Source organism: Planctomycetaceae bacterium (genome assembly GCA_021371795.1).
GTDB lineage: Bacteria > Planctomycetota > Phycisphaerae > Sedimentisphaerales > UBA12454 > UBA12454.
This window is the reverse complement of record JAJFVK010000006.1, coordinates 118,603-135,344: the sequence shown is the minus strand read 5'-3', so window position 1 is coordinate 135,344 and position 16,742 is coordinate 118,603. Positions and strand designations below refer to the sequence as shown.

16 protein-coding genes and 2 tRNA genes are annotated in these 16,742 nt (G+C 44.9%); all 18 read right to left on the bottom strand.

Translation table 11 applies throughout. The annotated features are described in order from the left end of the window. Positions 1 to 69: 69 nt before the first annotated feature. Positions 70 to 3,828 carry a DNA-directed RNA polymerase subunit beta gene (rpoB, locus tag LLF92_03145; protein MCE5340107.1) on the bottom strand — a complete coding sequence of 1,253 codons (3,759 nt, stop codon included), beginning with the start codon at positions 3,826 to 3,828 and terminating at the stop codon, positions 70 to 72. A 162-nt stretch (positions 3,829 to 3,990) separates the two neighbouring features. Next, positions 3,991 to 4,383, bottom strand: a complete 393-nt coding sequence (gene rplL / locus LLF92_03140; GenBank protein MCE5340106.1) for a 50S ribosomal protein L7/L12 — start codon at positions 4,381 to 4,383, stop codon at positions 3,991 to 3,993. A 161-nt stretch (positions 4,384 to 4,544) separates the two neighbouring features. After that, entirely contained in the window at positions 4,545 to 5,087 is a 543-nt protein-coding gene (gene rplJ, locus LLF92_03135; GenBank protein ID MCE5340105.1) for a 50S ribosomal protein L10, read from the bottom strand. A gap of 54 nt (positions 5,088 to 5,141) precedes the next feature. Continuing rightward, a complete protein-coding gene (rplA, locus tag LLF92_03130; GenBank protein MCE5340104.1) occupies positions 5,142 to 5,837 on the bottom strand; it encodes a 50S ribosomal protein L1 in 696 nt (231 codons plus the stop codon). Between the two features lie 179 nt (positions 5,838 to 6,016). Continuing rightward, on the bottom strand, positions 6,017 to 6,442 hold the full coding sequence (gene rplK, locus LLF92_03125; protein MCE5340103.1) for a 50S ribosomal protein L11: 426 nt from the start codon (positions 6,440 to 6,442) through the stop codon (positions 6,017 to 6,019). Between the two features lie 96 nt (positions 6,443 to 6,538). Continuing rightward, the gene (gene nusG, locus LLF92_03120; GenBank protein MCE5340102.1) at positions 6,539 to 7,087 is read right to left on the bottom strand and encodes a transcription termination/antitermination protein NusG; all 549 of its coding nucleotides are present in this window, start codon (positions 7,085 to 7,087) and stop codon (positions 6,539 to 6,541) included. A gap of 88 nt (positions 7,088 to 7,175) precedes the next feature. Further along, positions 7,176 to 7,574 carry a preprotein translocase subunit SecE gene (secE, locus tag LLF92_03115; GenBank protein ID MCE5340101.1) on the bottom strand — a complete coding sequence of 133 codons (399 nt, stop codon included), beginning with the start codon at positions 7,572 to 7,574 and terminating at the stop codon, positions 7,176 to 7,178. A 63-nt stretch (positions 7,575 to 7,637) separates the two neighbouring features. After that, positions 7,638 to 7,710 (bottom strand) — tRNA-Trp (locus LLF92_03110). Between the two features lie 165 nt (positions 7,711 to 7,875). After that, positions 7,876 to 8,043 (bottom strand): 50S ribosomal protein L33, encoded by a 168-nt coding sequence (gene rpmG / locus LLF92_03105; protein ID MCE5340100.1) that lies wholly within the window; start codon positions 8,041 to 8,043, stop codon positions 7,876 to 7,878. A gap of 101 nt (positions 8,044 to 8,144) precedes the next feature. Further along, complete coding sequence (gene tuf, locus LLF92_03100; GenBank protein ID MCE5340099.1) at positions 8,145 to 9,371, bottom strand: elongation factor Tu; 1,227 nt, start codon at positions 9,369 to 9,371, stop codon at positions 8,145 to 8,147. Between the two features lie 131 nt (positions 9,372 to 9,502). Next, a tRNA-Thr gene (locus LLF92_03095) sits at positions 9,503 to 9,575 on the bottom strand. A 215-nt stretch (positions 9,576 to 9,790) separates the two neighbouring features. Further along, a complete protein-coding gene (locus LLF92_03090) occupies positions 9,791 to 10,108 on the bottom strand; it encodes an HAD hydrolase-like protein (GenBank protein MCE5340098.1) in 318 nt (105 codons plus the stop codon). Then, positions 10,033 to 10,314, bottom strand: coding sequence for a hypothetical protein (locus LLF92_03085; GenBank protein ID MCE5340097.1), 282 nt, complete (start codon positions 10,312 to 10,314; stop codon positions 10,033 to 10,035). The genes LLF92_03090 and LLF92_03085 overlap by 76 nt, the downstream gene beginning before the upstream one ends. 730 nt (positions 10,315 to 11,044) lie before the next feature. Beyond that, positions 11,045 to 11,941: a DMT family transporter gene (locus LLF92_03080; GenBank protein ID MCE5340096.1), complete on the bottom strand. Its 897-nt coding sequence runs from the start codon at positions 11,939 to 11,941 to the stop codon at positions 11,045 to 11,047. A 470-nt stretch (positions 11,942 to 12,411) separates the two neighbouring features. Then, positions 12,412 to 14,040 (bottom strand): S8 family serine peptidase, encoded by a 1,629-nt coding sequence (locus tag LLF92_03075; GenBank protein MCE5340095.1) that lies wholly within the window; start codon positions 14,038 to 14,040, stop codon positions 12,412 to 12,414. A gap of 66 nt (positions 14,041 to 14,106) precedes the next feature. Then, positions 14,107 to 14,790, bottom strand: coding sequence for an SMC-Scp complex subunit ScpB (scpB, locus tag LLF92_03070; GenBank protein MCE5340094.1), 684 nt, complete (start codon positions 14,788 to 14,790; stop codon positions 14,107 to 14,109). Further along, positions 14,787 to 15,890 carry a Nif3-like dinuclear metal center hexameric protein gene (locus tag LLF92_03065; protein ID MCE5340093.1) on the bottom strand — a complete coding sequence of 368 codons (1,104 nt, stop codon included), beginning with the start codon at positions 15,888 to 15,890 and terminating at the stop codon, positions 14,787 to 14,789. Before LLF92_03065 ends, scpB begins: the two co-directional genes overlap by 4 nt. Continuing rightward, complete coding sequence (locus LLF92_03060) at positions 15,877 to 16,737, bottom strand: aminotransferase class IV (GenBank protein ID MCE5340092.1); 861 nt, start codon at positions 16,735 to 16,737, stop codon at positions 15,877 to 15,879. The genes LLF92_03065 and LLF92_03060 overlap by 14 nt, the downstream gene beginning before the upstream one ends. Positions 16,738 to 16,742 lie beyond the last annotated feature (5 nt).

The following is a 16,742-nucleotide window of genomic DNA, read 5'->3' as shown; positions in this document are numbered from 1 at the left end:
TCTAAATACTCTCGGCCTTTAGGCCGAATCCACAATTTTAAATTTTAATTTTTGATTTTTAAATTTAGTTTACAGTCCCTTATTGCCTACTTGCTTTTTTTCGAGCTGGATATTCAATCCCAGACCTCGAATTTCGCTGCAAAGCACATCGAAGGAAATTGGCGTACCGGCTTCGAGAGTATTTTTGCCTTTGACCATTGATTCGTAAATCTTAGTTCTGCCTTCGATGTCGTCGCTCTTGACTGTCAGCAATTCCTGCAATGTATAAGCTGCGCCATAAGCTTCCAGCGCCCAAACTTCCATTTCGCCGAATCTCTGACCGCCGGTTCTGGCCTTACCGCCAAGAGGCTGTTGAGTAATAAGGCTGTATGGGCCTGTCGAGCGAGCGTGAATCTTATCATCGACAAGGTGATGCAGTTTCATCATATAGATATAACCGACTGTCGCTTTCTGTTCGAAAGCCTGACCGGTTCTGCCGTCATATAGCTGTGTTTTCATATCTTCGTCGATTTGAGCAAAAATCTCATTAGCCGGCGGAGCCTGTCTTTTAGCTTCGAGTTCTTTAGTGCGATTTACCACGTGCAAATTGGCATCCATCAAAACCTGTTTAATTTCATCTTCTGTTGCACCAGAGAACACCGGCGTTACAGCATCGAAGCCAAGTACTTTCGCAGCCCAGCCTAAGTGCGTCTCAAGAATCTGACCGACGTTCATACGACTTGGCACGCCCAGCGGATTCAAACAGATATCGATTGGCGTACCGTCCGGAAGGAACGGCATATCTTCGACAGGCATAATTCTGGCGATAACGCCTTTATTACCGTGACGACCGGCCATTTTATCGCCGATGCTCAAAGTACGTTTTGTCGCAACGTATATTTTAACCATTTCAAGAACGCCGCTTGGCAGTTCATCGCCGTGCTTCATACGTTCAAGTTTAATCTTCGTTTCTTCTGCAAGGTCTTTAATCCTTGGCATATATTTTTCGATGACTACCTGTGCCGCCGCTCTTGCACCGGCCGGTTTGCACCACGAAAGGTCGAAGTTCTGAATCTGCTCAAAGATAACTTCGGTATCTTCGCTTGCTCCGACTTTCTGTCTTGTTGTCGGGTCGACCATCGAAACTTCTTCGACTTTTTCGCCGATTTCGTCTATCATCTGCTTGAAGACAAGGCACTGATGCTGTTTCATCTTTACCTCGAAGTCCTTCATCTTCTGCTTCTGTATCTTTTTCATCTCATCGCTGCCTGCGCCTTTGCGTGTGAATCGGCTCGTCTTGATAACAATGCCGTTATACCCGCTCGGAAGTTCCAGCGAATCGTTCTTTACATCTTCGCCGGCTCTGCCAAATATCGCATGCAGAAGTTTTTCTTCCGGTGTAAGTTCGGTTTTACTCTTCGGCGATACTTTACCGACAAGAATATCTCCTGCGTCAACGCGTGTACCTTCGCGAACAACGCCGCTTTCATCGAGATTGCGAAGTGCCTTTTCGCCGACATTCGGAATATCGCGAGTGAACTCTTCGCGTCCGAGTTTCGTTTCGCGTACTTCAACGCTGAATTCATCAATATGTATGCTTGTGAAAACATCTTCTTTCACAAGTTTTTCACTGATTAAAATGGCATCCTCAAAATTGAATCCGTCGAAAGTCATAAACGCAGCAAGAACATTCTTGCCCAGAGCCAAAGAGCCTCTGCCGCTTCCGCCGCCGTCTGCGATTATTTCGCTCTTCTTGACTTTCTGACCAAGCGAAACAAGCGGAACCTGATTCAGGCACGTTCTTTCGTTGAGTCCGACGAATTTTTCAAGTTCATATATATCTGTATCGTTGATGACAATCTGTCTGGCATCAACGGCTGTAACCGTACCGGTCTGGCGAGCACGAACAACCATACTCGAGTTCGCTGCCACGTGCGGTTCCATACCTGTCGTAACAAGTGGAGGCTCTGTCAGTAAAAGCGGCACAGCCTGCCTCATCATGTTCGAGCCCATCAACGCTCTGTTCGCGTCGTCGTGTTCGAGGAACGGGATAAGAGCCGCCGATATACCGACGATTTGCCTGCTCGACACGTCAACATAGTTGACTTCTTTGCTGTCGATTTGTGCAAGTTCGCCGTATTTCAGGGCAAGCACTACGCCGTCCTGAAGTTTTTGCGTACCTGACAGTATCGCCGTTGGCGGTGCGAACGTTACTTCCATTTCCTCATCAGCTCGCAGGTAAACTACTTCGCCTGTAAGTTTGCCTTTTTCAGCTTTGCTGTATGGCGTAAGAAGGAATCCGTATTCGTCAACCTTCGAGAAAATCGCAAGTGATGCGATAAGACCGATGTTCGTGCCTTCCGGCGTTTCAATCGGACAAATTCTGCCGTAATGGCTTATATGAACGTCGCGAACTTCGAAGCCCGCGCGTTTTCTGTTCAAACCGCCCGGTCCCAAAGCTGACAGTCTTCGTTCATGAGTCAACTGACTTAACGCGTTCGTCTGGTCAACAACCTGGCTCAATTCGCCTCTGCCGAAGAAGTATTCGATACTGCTCGAAACGCTCTTTGAGTTGACAAGGTCGGCGATTCTTTCAATCTGTCCCGGCTCTTTCATACTCATACGTTCCTGAACAGTTCTGCGCAGTTTCAGCAGACCTTTGCGGATTTCATCAGCCGCAAGTTCGTCGATTGTACGCAGTCTTCTGTTGCCCAAATGGTCGATATCGTCAATAACGCCCTGACTATTTCGCAGTCCGATGATATACTTAATTGTATTAAGAAAATCATCAGGCTTAAGAGTCATTTCATCTTCGTTGATGTTCTGTTTGAATTTTCTGTTCAGTCTGAATCTGCCGACTCTGCCAAGTCTGTAACGGTCAGCATCGAAGAATTTTTCACGGAACAGGATTTTCGCTTTTTCAACATTCGGCGGATTACCCGGACGAAGTCTTGCATAGAGTTTCAGCAGTGCTTCTTCGTGGCTTTCGCAGTCGTCTTCCGCCAGTGTATTTAATACAAGCGGGTCAGCCGCTTTCGCTATCACTTCAAGTTTCTTTATCGCACTTCTTTCGATTTGTCCGACTCTGTCGCCGATTTGCGTACCGCCCTCGACGATAATTTCGCCGGATTCAGTATCGACGATTGGACCAACCGCCCACATCAGCGGGTCGAGTTTATCAACTGTTACGGTTTTGGTTTCGTAGAACAGTCTTAGAATTTGGTCAATCTTGCCGTATTCTTCATTCATTGCACGCAGGAACATCGTAGCCGGAATTTTGCTCGACTGGTCGATGCGGACGATTAAAACATCTTTGCGTGTAACGGATATTTCAATCCAGCTTCCGCGTTCCGGAATAATTCTTCCGCCGTGCAGAACTCTGTCGCCTTCCTTGCTTTCGATAAGGAAGTCAACGCCGGGCGAACGGTGGAGCTGATTTACGATTACTCTCTCGGCACCGTTGATGATAAATTCGCCGCCGCCGATCATAACTGGGATTTCTGCCAGATATACAACCTGCTCTGCAACGTCATCAGCGTCTTTGCGTTTCAATCTGCAGCGTATTTTCAACGGATAGCCGTAAGTCAGGCGAAGTTCTCTGCATTCGTTGGGACTATAACGAGGTTTATCGAGTTCGTAGCCGATAAATTCAAGACTCATCGTCTTGTCGTAGCTTTCGATTGGGAATATCTCTCTAAACAGAGCTTCCAGACCGATTAGCTTTCGTTTCTGATAAGCCATATCAGATTGAAGAAATCTATCATAGCTTGCGCGCTGAACCTCGATAAGATTTGGAACTTCGATAGCATCCTGAATCTTGCCGAAATCGCGAATTGGTTTTATGCCCATTTACAGACTCCCGTAAACTAATTTAATATTTAAAATTGAAGATTGAAAATTTATATTTTCACCAGACCGTTATTACAATAAATCTTCAATCTTCATTATTCAATTCACCAAAAATTTATCAGAGTGCCTGATTTTTAGACCAGGCACCCTGATTATTATCACTTATTTAATCTCTACTGTGCCGCCGGCTGCTTCGATTTGTTTCTTCATCGATTCAGCTTCATCTTTGGTTACGCCTTCTTTAACTGGCTTTGGAGCGCCGTCAACAAGGTCTTTTGCTTCTTTCAGACCCAGACCTGTTATAGCGCGAACTTCTTTGATAACCTGGATTTTCTTATCGCCGGCTGTTTTCAGGATAACATCAAAAGCTGTCTTTTCTTCGACTGCTGCCGGGCCTGCTGCCGGGCCTGCCATCATAACTGCGCCGCCTGCTGCAGGTTCGATGCCGTGAACTTCTTTCAGGTAATCGCCTAATTCTTTTGCCTGCATAAGGGTCAGCTTTACGATTGCGTCGCCTAACTGTGTGATTTCAGGACTCCATGTTTTGTCTGACATTGTCATATACTCCTATATTCTGCGCTTTTGCACCTGCCGCAGCTACACCGCCGCGTTTAACCCTTGCGGGACACTTACAATAAGCTTATTTAATTTTAAAACATCCCCGCCACAAGGCGGTTCCACTATTTTGATTTTTGATATTTAATTTTTGATTTTCTTTACGCTGCCGCCGGTGCTGGGGCTTCTTTCTCGCCTTTTTCGATAATTGTCTTTACGCAGCCTGCGATTTTCGATGCTGGTGCGCCAATCTGTGATGCGAGTCTTCTTGCCGGTGCATTGGCCAGCATAACAATATCGCCCTGCAGTTCGGCTCTGGTTTTCATACTAACCAGACCCTTAGCTGCCGCTGCGTCAAGGCTTGTGCCTTCAAGGTATGCGCCTTTGAATTTGATTGGCATTTGCTTGGCAAGGCTGTCGAGCTCTTTAGCCAGATCGACGATGCTTGCGCCGCCGACTGCGACCGTGCAGGAACCTGTAACAAACAGATCCATTGCCGCCGGCATTTCCAGGGCTTTCATTGCATGACGCATCATTGCGTTGCGAACCATTGTAATTTTGATTTTCTTTTCGAGGAGTTTTTCGCGAAGCTGGTTGTTCGCTATGCCGTCGATACCGGTCATATCTACAACGATGAATTCGTTTACACCCTTAAACTTGCTTTGAAGTTCATTAGTTAACAGTTGTTTTATTTGTTTACTCATATCTTCACCTTATCATTTGTAGGGTGGGCTTTAGCCCACACTGTAAATTTTATATTATAGGTTAAATTCGGACACATCTATCGTTACAGATGGACTCATTGTCGCGCTGACGGCTATTTTTTTCATATAAGTGCCTTTAGCCGATTGTGGTCTCATCTTTCGTATAGTGCTTAAAAACGCCCGTATATTTTCGACAAGTTTATTTTCATCAAAGCTTAATTTACCAACAACAGTATGCACGTTTCCGCCGGTATCGTTTTTAAAGTCTGTTTTACCGGCCGCGAACTCTCTGATTGCGGTAATAATATCTGCTGTTACGGTACCGTTCTTAGGCGAAGGCATTTTACCCTGCGGGCCGAGAACTTTACCGAGTCTGCCGGCTTTGCCCATCACTTTTGGTGACGCTATTGCAACATCGAAATCCATCCAGCCGTCGTTGACCTTCTTAATAAGGTCGTCATTGCCTGCCTCGATAGCGCCTGCTGCTTTAGCTGGTTCGATATCCGAATCTTCGCAGAATGCGATTACTTTTTTGCTTTTGCCGATACCGTGCGGCAGAGATATCGCACCTCTGATAAGCTGGTCTGCCATTTTGGGATCAATGCCAAGTTGAACTACACAATCGATGCTCTGGTCGAACTTGGTCGGGTTAAAAGTTTTGAGTTTTTTAACCGCATCCTCCAGTTTCATTGGTGTCTGCGACCATTCCTTAGCCGCTGCTTTATAGCGTTTACTTCGTCTTACTTTCATTTTTATACTCCGCAAAAAGGTTTCACTTTTCGCTCCCACTTTCGCACACCTGCGTTGGCATGCCTGCCGTGGTAAGCTATTATTTCATATTAAATTTCAAATATCAAAAATTAAAATTAAGGAAGTCATCCCGCAAAGCGGGATTCCAAAATTTTGATTTTTACATTTTTATTTTTGATTTACTTTTCTATTTCGATTCCCATGCTTCGTGCAGTGCCTTCAATGATTCTGCAGGCGTGGTCAATATCGAAAGCGTTCAGGTCTTGCAGTTTGCGTTCGGCAATCTTTTTGACCTGGTCTTTTGTAACTTTTCCGACTTTTTCCTTGTTAGGAACGCCGCTGCCCTTTGCGCACTGTGCCGCGTCTTTGAGCAATACCGCTGCCGGCGGACTTTTAACGATAAATTCGAACGTCCTGTCTGCAAACACCGTAATTTCAACAGGAACAATCATTCCGTTGAGTTCTTTGGTTCGTGCGTTGAACTGCTGAACGAACTGTCCGATATTTACGCCGTGCTGACCTAATGCCGGCCCGATTGGCGGTGCAGGTGTTGCCGAGCCGCCTGGTGCCTGCAATTTTATCTTACCTGTTATTTGTTTTGCCATCTGCTATTAACCTTTTTAAATCATTCGTTTAACCGTCGCCGATACGGCGACGAGTGTCATTCCCGCGGAAGCGGGAATCTACATTTTTGATTTTCGTTACACTTTTTCTATCTGCCAATATTCGATATCTAACGGCGTGCTTCTGCCGAAGATTGTTACGATTACTCGTACAACGCCGCGTTCGGTATCTATTGAATCGACCGCACCTTCGAAGTTCTCGAATGCGCCTTCGCGAATTTTAACAACATCGCCCTTTGCGAAATCGACTTTGATATTAGCAGCGGTTTGTTCGCTTACTTTTTCAACTTCGCTAAGCATTTTAGCCACATCGGTATCGCTCATAGGTACCGGCAGCCCTTCGGTGCCGACGAAATCGCCTACGCCCATAGTTTCTTTAATAAGGAACCACGCCTTTTCGCTTATTTTGCGGTTGGCGTCAGGTTCGATTTCCATAAAAACGTAGCCGGGATAAAGTTTGCGTTTTTGTACTTTCTGTTTACCGCCGCGAATACGTTTCACCTGTTCGACCGGCACTACAATTCTGCCGATATCGCTTTGAAGGTTTTCGAGCGTAACTTTGCGCACAAGCGTTTCTCTAACTTGTTCCTCCCGGTTGGAGGCTACTCGTAATACATACCAACGCATAAATACCTTAAGTTTATTATCTTCAGTTAAATTAGTATTGGCTTTCAGGCCAAATCCGCATTTTTGATATTTAATTTTTATTTTTAAATTAAATACCCAGTACGTTTGTGAAGAACATATCAAAAACAAAATCAGCAACACCGAGCATTCCAGCCATCAGCAAAACTACTACAATGACGATGGTTGTCGATACTGCTATTTCGCGTTTTGAGCTGAAGCTCACTTTTTTCAATTCGCCTTCCGCGGAGATTAGAAAATCAGCGACAGTTGGGCGATTTGACAGCCAATACAGAAAGCCCGCTATAGCAGCCATCAGTCCCAGCGGAACACAAATGCTTAACGAAAGTCCGAGCGTTTGCGTAGTGTCCATTGTTGCTTTCAGCTTTTCATGAAGCCTCCAGCAGCCGATGACCGCTATTATCGCTACCGCTACCGCGCTGTACAGTCGGGTATCCTTACCCTGACCCCATTTATATTTCTCTAACATCAAAAACCTCGAAATCCCAAATTTAAATTCAATTTCAAGTTCGCCTTCAGCGTCTTCGATAAGCAGGCCAGAGAGGAATCGAACCTCTAACCTGCGGTTTTGGAGACCGCCACTCTGCCAATTGAGCTACTGGCCTATCATTCCGGCAAACAATGCCGGTATTCTTCATTGAATGCCTCACCTCTTTTCAAAGGTTCAGCGGCCAATTACCATTTTTCAATACCCGGTGCTTCATTCGCGGGTTAGCCTGCCGGTCAGAAAATCGGACTTGCACACGCCGCGATAACGAAAATACCGTGTATTACTTTCTTCTTAACTTGTGAACAGTTCGTTTCCGCTCTTTTTTGCAGAACTTATTCAATTCGAGTTTCGGAGTACCTTGGGAGACATTAATCTGCGTCCTGTAATTTCGCTGTCCGCATTCCTTACACTCGAGCCAGGCATATTCTCTTTTTTTTGCTTTTGCCATATTTACTCTTTAATTTAGTTTCAATCGAAATTTCTTATCAAAAAGGGACTCGGCCGGTTAAGGCCGAATCCGCATTCTGATTTGCAATTTTGATTTTAAGTTTATTTAATAACTTTAACAACAACACCGGCGCCTACTGTTCTGCCGCCTTCACGGATAGCAAACCTTAGGCCTTCTTCCATAGCGATTGGTGAAATAATCTCTACTTCCATTGCGATGTTGTCGCCCGGCATACACATTTCTGCTGGTTTACCTTCACGGCTCTTGATTGCCTTTACCGCGCCGGTAACGTCAGTTGTTCTGAAATAGAACTGTGGTTTATATCCTGCGAAGAACGGTGAGTGTCTTCCACCTTCGTCTTTCGTCAGAACGTAAACTTCTGCATCGAAGTGTGTGTGAGGAGTGATAGAACCAGGAGCGGCAACAACCATACCGCGTTCGAGTTCATTTTTCTCAACACCTCTCATCAGCAAGCCGACATTGTCGCCGGCCTGACCCTGATCAAGAGTCTTATTGAACATTTCAACACCGGTAACAACTGTTTTTCTGGTTTCTTTGTTCAAGCCGATAATCGCGATTTCTTCGCCGACCTTTACAATACCGCGTTCGATACGGCCTGTACCTACTGTACCACGGCCTTTAATACTGAACACGTCTTCGATAGGCATAAGGAATGGCTTATCGACTTCGCGCTGTGGAATCGGAATGTATTCGTCCATAGCCTTGACCAGTGCAACGATTGGTGCACAAGCAGGATCATCTATCTTTGTAGCAGCCATAGCTGTATTGGCAGAGCCTCTGATAATCGGTGTATCATCGCCTGGGAAGTCGTATTTGTTGAGCAAGTCTCTGACTTCCATTTCAACAAGTTCCAGAAGTTCCGGATCATCGACAAGGTCGACCTTATTAAGGAACACTACGATTTTCGGTACGTTTACCTGGCGGGCAAGAAGGATGTGCTCTCTTGTCTGCGGCATTGGACCATCGTAAGCACTGACTACAAGAATAGCTCCGTCCATCTGGGCGGCTCCAGTAATCATGTTCTTTACATAGTCAGCGTGTCCCGGACAGTCAACGTGGGCATAGTGCCTTGTTGCTGATTCGTATTCAACGTGAGCAGTGGAGATTGTCAGAATCTTTGTTGGGTCTCTTCTACCCTGTGATTCCGAGGCTTTCGCGATATCATCGTAAGATTTGAACTTACTAAAGCCACTTAATTCCATTACTTTTGTCATTGCCGCGGTAAGAGTCGTCTTGCCGTGGTCAACGTGTCCGATTGTACCAACATTTACGTGTGGTTTCTTTCTTTCAAATACTGCTTTAGCCATTTTGTACTAACCTCCAACGTTAAGTATTGAGCTAATTAATTTACATTTATTACTATTTCTATAACCTTAAAAGCCTCATCGGCTTTACACTTTTCACGACTGCCGATTTTAAGCTGTCACAATGTTAACTTAGCTGCTGATGGGATTTGAACCCGTGACCTCGTCCTTACCAAGGACGCGCTCTACCGACTGAGCTACAGCAGCAATTATTTTTATACCTCAAAAGACACTTTTTTCTTGTGCCCTTCGTGGTTTAAATCGTGTTTTCAATACTGAAACACAGGGCACCCCCACTTACATAAAAAAATGTAAAGGGACTCCCTGACTCATTTTTCGCCAAAAGCGAATTAAGCAGTATAAGGAAGACCGGAGAAATTGCAAATAATTAAAAATAATTTTTTGAAAATTTTTGAAATTTTTTATTTTAACGCCTCAAACACTAACGGACTATCTTTCTCTATTAAGTCTTTTACCGAGTCAATTATGACATCCGGCCGGTAAGCATAGTTGCTTAAATCACTAAGCTTCGTTCCGCCCGACAGCACAAGAACCGTTCGATACCCCATATTCAGGCCGCCGAGAATATCCGTTTCCATAGTATCGCCAATCATCGTCGTCGCTGCAGCGTCAATTCCCAGTTCTTTTCTCGCCGCACGCATCATTATAGGACTCGGCTTGCCAACACTAAAAGCTTCCGCCCTGTCGCCGTCTCCAGCATTGCGACAATCGCTCCGCAGCCCGGCCGCAACGAGCCATTAGGCACAGGACAATTCGGGTCAAGATTCGTCGCGACATCGCGCCGTGTCCGCTGACTATTATTAGTAAGGAACATAAACGGATATTCCCGTTCGACAAGTTGTTTGATGAATAAATCCGCACCGTCAATGAGCTGCTCACCGCGGTAGATTACGCCGTCCATATCAATTAAAAAACCTTTAATCATTGCTTTATAAACCCTTTCGAAATTAACTTATAGCGCAATTGATGTGCCAAATAGAAATGCGTTTTCAGTGTAAAAACCCCGTTGTAAATTACAAAATTGTAATTCACGTCTTTTATATTACAAAATTGTCGCAAGTTTTTAAAAATCTGCCTCCTCCCGTTTTTTCTTTTCACGCTTCGTTCCGACGCATACGAAAAATTGCGAGAATCAGTAAAATTTTTACAAACCTGCGCAGGAATTACCATGCGCAGTTTTACGAAAACCTGCGCAATTTGTGAATTTTCTGCGCGAAATACTCGCATCAAAGAGCGTTTTTTCAGTGTTTTTTAGTCAAAAATGCTTAAAAACACCCCTAAAACCGTTCAAAAGCGGTGAAAAACGCGGATTTTGAGAGGCAAAACTTCGAAAATCAGCCATTTTGCGTAACTAAATCACCATAAAACACAGTGAATCGCAGTAAATCAACGTAGAATCGACAGAAATTCACAGAAAAACGTAAAAAACAACAGCGTTCAGCGTGGAGCGTAAAGTAGGGTATAGGGTCGAAAATTTTGAATTTTTGGAATGCCGCGTGAACATTTTATATATTCATGAGGATTTGAGGTTTGATTTGTTTCTGAAGAGTGATGAAATTCAGAGATAAATTGATTTATAAAAACGACTATGACTAAAAACTACCCATCGCTAACGCTCCGGGCTCTGATGAACGGAAGGAGCTAAACGGACTCTGTTACGCAGTCAAAATCATGAACACGCCGGCGATAACACCGGTCAGCGCTACTGCTTTGTACGCAGGCCGAAGCTCTTTAAACAGCAGAATGCCGCCGAGGAACGAAATCACAACGCAACTGCACCGAAGCGTCGCTAACATCGCTATTAACGAACCCTGATATGTCAAAGCTCTGAAATACGCAAAGTCGGCGACTATCAAAAATATACCTATTAATGGTATGCTCCAACGCCAGATAAATGGAATCTTCTGGCCGTAAAATCTTGAAAGCCACACTGTCGGCGCGAACAAAACAACGAGGTAAACAAAGAACCACGCCTGCACGGTCAGCGGATGATATTTAAGCGTTTGTATCAGGTGCTTATCGTACAGGCCGCTCAATGTGCCGACCAGTGTCGCGGCAAAAATAAACGCAACCCATTTGTCGCTGGTGAATTTAATTCCCTCTTTACTGCCGATGATGGAATACAAATAATACGAGCCAATCATTATCGCAAGACCGGCATACTGCATCGCGTTGGGATGCTCGTGGAAAATCAGAACCGCACCCAAAAGCGTCCACAGCGGAGCCGATGCGCCGATTGGCGTAGCGATGGAAATTGGCAAATGCTTAAGAGCTGTGTAGCTCAAAATCCATGCAATATAAACAATCAGCGATTTTAAAAACAAGTGCCAATGGCCGCTGAACGTCGTTATAGGCGGGACATACAAACCGCTGCCCGACATAAGGTTGGGATGGGTATAGGACAATATAATAAAAGGAAGAAAGATAACCGCAGCAGTAAGACACGAATAGAGCAACACCGGCAAAACGGCGTTTTGCCGTAACGAATGTTTTTTACTTATATCGTAAAAGCCCAAAAACAGAGCGGAAAACACGCCAAGATAAAGCCACATAAAAATCCATAATGCGGCATAGCCGCTACCAAAAGTAAATTTCTGTTATGGGTATCGGTAACGGTAACGTTGTGTTCTCGGCTGCGGGTTTGGTGTTTCGTTACCATAACACGAACACCAAATAACGACAACAAAACCTTACCGATACCGAAACCAAAAACTATAACAAAATTTGAAAATCAAGCACAAAAAACAAGAAGGTTATAGTAGTACAAACCTTAAGATAATAATGGCGTGATAGACTACCACAAATTTGGAAAAGTGAAATAGAAATCTTACTCACAGACTAACGAATACGAAACGGCAGGATGACGACACAAAGTTTGGCCGTTGTTGGTATAGGTATCGGTAAAGTCGCGGCAGACGTTGTTGTCGGTTGATGTTTTCAGCACGACAACCATTTGGCCAAACCTACACCAAGACGTTACCGCTACCGATATCAACAACTCAAAACTTCGAATATTCGTACTCTACGGCGTATAATATCGACTGTCGATACTTTGCCAATCTGCTGAAAAGGCGTTATAGTCCAAAAAGTTTACGTTGGGGTCGGCAGCTATATCAGAAGCAAGACCAACGCCGAGCCAATCTGTTGCCAACTGCTTTAAATCCTTGTAGTTCACAACAAAATCTGAATTCAAATCGCCGGCCAGAGTTTCCAGCCGTTCAAACGCCAACGCGTACGAGCGAGATTTGCTTGTTGTATTGGTGAGAATAACTTTGTACTGCCCTGTCGAATCGAGCGGCAAATCAACCTTGATCAAATTGTTCAGCGTGTCGGTATCGGCATACACATTTACATCGGAAGGATTCTTAATAATCAAATCGATGTTGAATCTGGGAGTATCCTCTTCAAAAGAAACAGACGGAAATGTTTTTTTGTTAATCTTCCTGTTCCACGTAACTGTCAGAACTAATCGTTCATTCTTCTCGGCCGAAATTAAATACGTATCCGTCTGTCTGCCTGTCATTGAATCATAAGCCCAGCCTGACTGCTTCTGATTTGAAACTGGAACACCTTTGCTTATTCTGCCGGCTGATAATGTTTCGTAAGCGGCCAGCGCATCAATTCTGCCGTAACCTCTATTTGGATCCCATACATTTACGGCAGGATTAGTGGCAATACCATATTTGGTTTTAATATTCGGGAAAGTCGAATTTACAATCACAGCTTTGATTACGGTATTTCTGTTATCGCATGGGTCAGGAGTAGAATTGGTGTATTGCAGCAGCAACGCGGCTATGCCTGCGGTTTGCGGACACGAGAAACTCGTCGCGCCGTCTTTGACGGTTGTGTAAGCTGCGGTTGTACTTGTGATGTGAGGCGTAACCTGACTGCTGCCCGGTGCGCTTATGTCGGGCTTGTTTCTGCCGTCAGTCGTAGGACCGGGATTTGATAACGTTCCGACTTTGTCATAATAGCCAGATGTTTCATCAATCAACGCGCCGGTGGTAATACCGTTATACGCATCGCCGAAAATCGTCGGGTATATATATTCGTTTCCGCTTGCCAGTGCGAGAACAACGTTGTACTGAAAAGCATAGTAATCAACCATTTTTGATAAATTACTCGAACCGTCCGTATCGCCGGAATATTGCAACGGCAAAACAAAAACTCTGCAATTATAAGTATCAATAAACGCTTCAAAAGCTTCGATTAAATCTGTTGTGTAGGTCTCGCCGGCTTCCGTTACAACTCTTGCCGAATAAAGATTACAGTCCGGCGCAGTTCCTGTTGCGGTTGTGTAACCTGTCCAGCCTCTGCTTGCGACAATACCGGCGACCCATGTATCGTGGCCGGGATATGTACCGCCTAAATAATTAACGCCGCTGCCGGAATAATCACGATTAGTCACACGAGAGTTATGGTTTGTTGGAGATTTATAAAACGCCTGATGGTCGTCCCTGACGTTTCGGCTTGACAGCATTCCGACATTTACGCCGGAACCCGTAATCCCAAGTGAATGAAGTGCCTCAACATTTGAGCCGTTTTGGCCTAATGAGATTTGCCCAAAAGCATTGAAATTACCCAAAAATACCGCGAAAAACAGCGATATTATCAGACAATATCTCTTAAAATATATTCCTTCTGCCGCCATATACTAAATTATACCAAAAATAAGGCGAAAAGCAACAAGATGGACAAAATAGCCAAAATAGACAAACTATTGCTGCGGCTGCTTTAAGTCTTCGGCTTTTGGCAGGTCTTTGATGTCGCTCAATCCGAAAACCTGAAGGAATTTCTTGGTTGTGCCGTAAAGCATCGGCCTGCCGAGGATTTCAGCTTTGCCAACGATTTTTACCAGACCTTTATACATAAGAGTTCTGACGATTTCACCACAGGCAACGCCACGAATCGCTTCGATGTCGGCGCGAATAATCGGCTGCTTGTACGAGATAATCGCAAGCGTTTCGAGAGCGGCCGGACTCAATTTATTATCGCTTCGCTGCTTGAGCATATTCTTGAGCCAATTATTATACTCCGGCAGTGTCATCATCTGGAAGCCGCCGGCGATTTCCTCTATGCGGAAAGACCTTTTAGTTTCGACGTACTGCTGGTTGAGCGTCTCGATGCACTTTCGTATCTGTTTTGCGCCGCCGTTGAACTGCGCAATATTCACAAGCCTGTCAATCGAAAGCGGCTCATCTGTCGCGAAAAGAATCGCTTCAATCACCGATTCGACAGTTATATCCTGCGGCCATTCAGTCGGTGCTGCATCTGTCGTATCAGCATCTGCTGAATTTTCCTGCGGAGTATCTATTGGAGCGTCCGCCGGGACATCCGTAACTTCATCTCCAGAAACATTGTCTGTCAATTCTGCATCCTGCTGTTCGAGTTCTTCTGTCATATACTAATCCATTCAAATGGGTCTTTGTCGTTTTTACTTATTACAATTTTAGCAGATTTTAAACCTTTTTGTAGTTCTTTTGCAACTTTTTTAAGGATAAATCTTTCCGACACCGTATGGCTCAAGCAAACTACCGTTACGCCTGCCTCCTGGGCGGCAATCGCCTGATGATGCTTGATTTCGCCGGTCAGGTACAAATCGCACTTCTCGGCGATGACATTCATAATCAATTTTCCGCACGAACCTGCACAAACGGCGGCCTTTTTAACGAGCCTTCTCTTCGGGCCGACAATCCCTGCCGCTTTGGCACCTGTGATTTTCTTTATTTTTTTGAGTATCACACTCAACTGCGCAGGTTTTTCGAGCAGACCGATTCTGCCGAGTCCGATTTTGTCTTCCGTGCCATATAATTTAACGACATCGAACGCGGGTACTTCATAAGGATGCGCAGCTTTCATCGCTTTGACGACATTTTCAATTTTTTCAGCGGGCACAATCGTTTCAAATTTTATTTCCTCGACGTTTTCAAATTTTCCGCGTTTGCCGATAGTCGGGTTCGCGCCTTCGAGCGGAAAAAACGTACCCAGCCCTGCCGAATTGAAACTGCAATGACTGTAATTGCCAATCCAGCCGGCACCGGCTCGGAAACACGCATCAGCGACTTTCTGCAATGATTTCATCGGAACGAAAACTATAAGTTTGAAATTTCCCTGCTTGCACTCGATAAAATCGCCGACCGGTTTAGCGTTTTTTATTCCGACCATATCCGCAAGCCCGTCGTTCACTCCGCCGTCAACAACATCAAGGGCGGTGTGAATTGAATAAACAGCAATATCGTTTTTTATCAGTTCATAAACAACCGAATCTTTTTCGACGGTTTTCAGGCCGTCCCAGATAACGGGATGATAACTGATAATGAAATTGCAGTTTGATTTTTTCGCTTCTTTTACAACGTCCTGCGTAATATCGATTGTCAGCAGAATCTTTTTAACCGCCGCGTTGGCATCGCCGATGAGCAGACCTGTATTGTCCCAGCTTTGCGCGAGTTTCGGCGGTGCGATTTCTTCGATATGCTTAATGCAATCCTTAACCTTTAACATTCTGCACCTCTTTGTTAAAATTTTCTGTATAAAGAGCCATTATTTTTTTCGTAATTGCTCCCGGCTTTGCGTTGCCAACGCTGTGCGCTTCGATTGCTGTAACTGGCAGCACCTGCATTATAACATTCGTTATGAAAACCTCATCGGCACCGAGCAGCTCATCGATAGATAAATCTTTTTCCTCGAATTTAATCGCATTTTCGGCGGCAAGAGTCAAAACCGTCTTTCTTGCAATGCCGGGCAAAACTCCTGTTGTGAGCGGCGGCGTATAAAGCATGGAATTTTTCACCAGAAACACATTGCTTATGCAACCTTCGGCGAGCCTGTGGTCAACTGTAAACCAAATCGCCTCTGTCGCACGTTTCTGAACTGCCGCAGCGAGTGCCGAAATTCTTGCGAAATAACTCGTCGTTTTGTGGCCGCTCAAAACATCCGCAGGATTCTGACGATATGAATTTAGTATAACAAGAATTCCCTTTTCGTAATACTCTTTCGGATATGCGGCAAATTCAGAAGCTGTTACATAAAGCGTCGGCTCTGGGGTTTCCGTTCCCATAGCTCCGCTTGTGGCGGTTACACGGATTCGAGCTTCTTTCAATGCGTTGGCGTTCAGCGTTTCATAGACCGCGTCAGCGATGAATTTTTTATCGCCGCGAAGATTTATCTTCAATTTCTCCGCACTTGCGAAAAGCCTGTCGAGATGCCCATCAAGGGCAAAGACAACGCCATTCGATGCACGCATTGTTTCAAACAATCCGGCACCATATAAAAACCCGCCATCCCCGCAACTGACTTTCGCTTCCGATGAATCGGTTATTTCTGTATTTAAATATACTTTTGAAGTCATTTTTA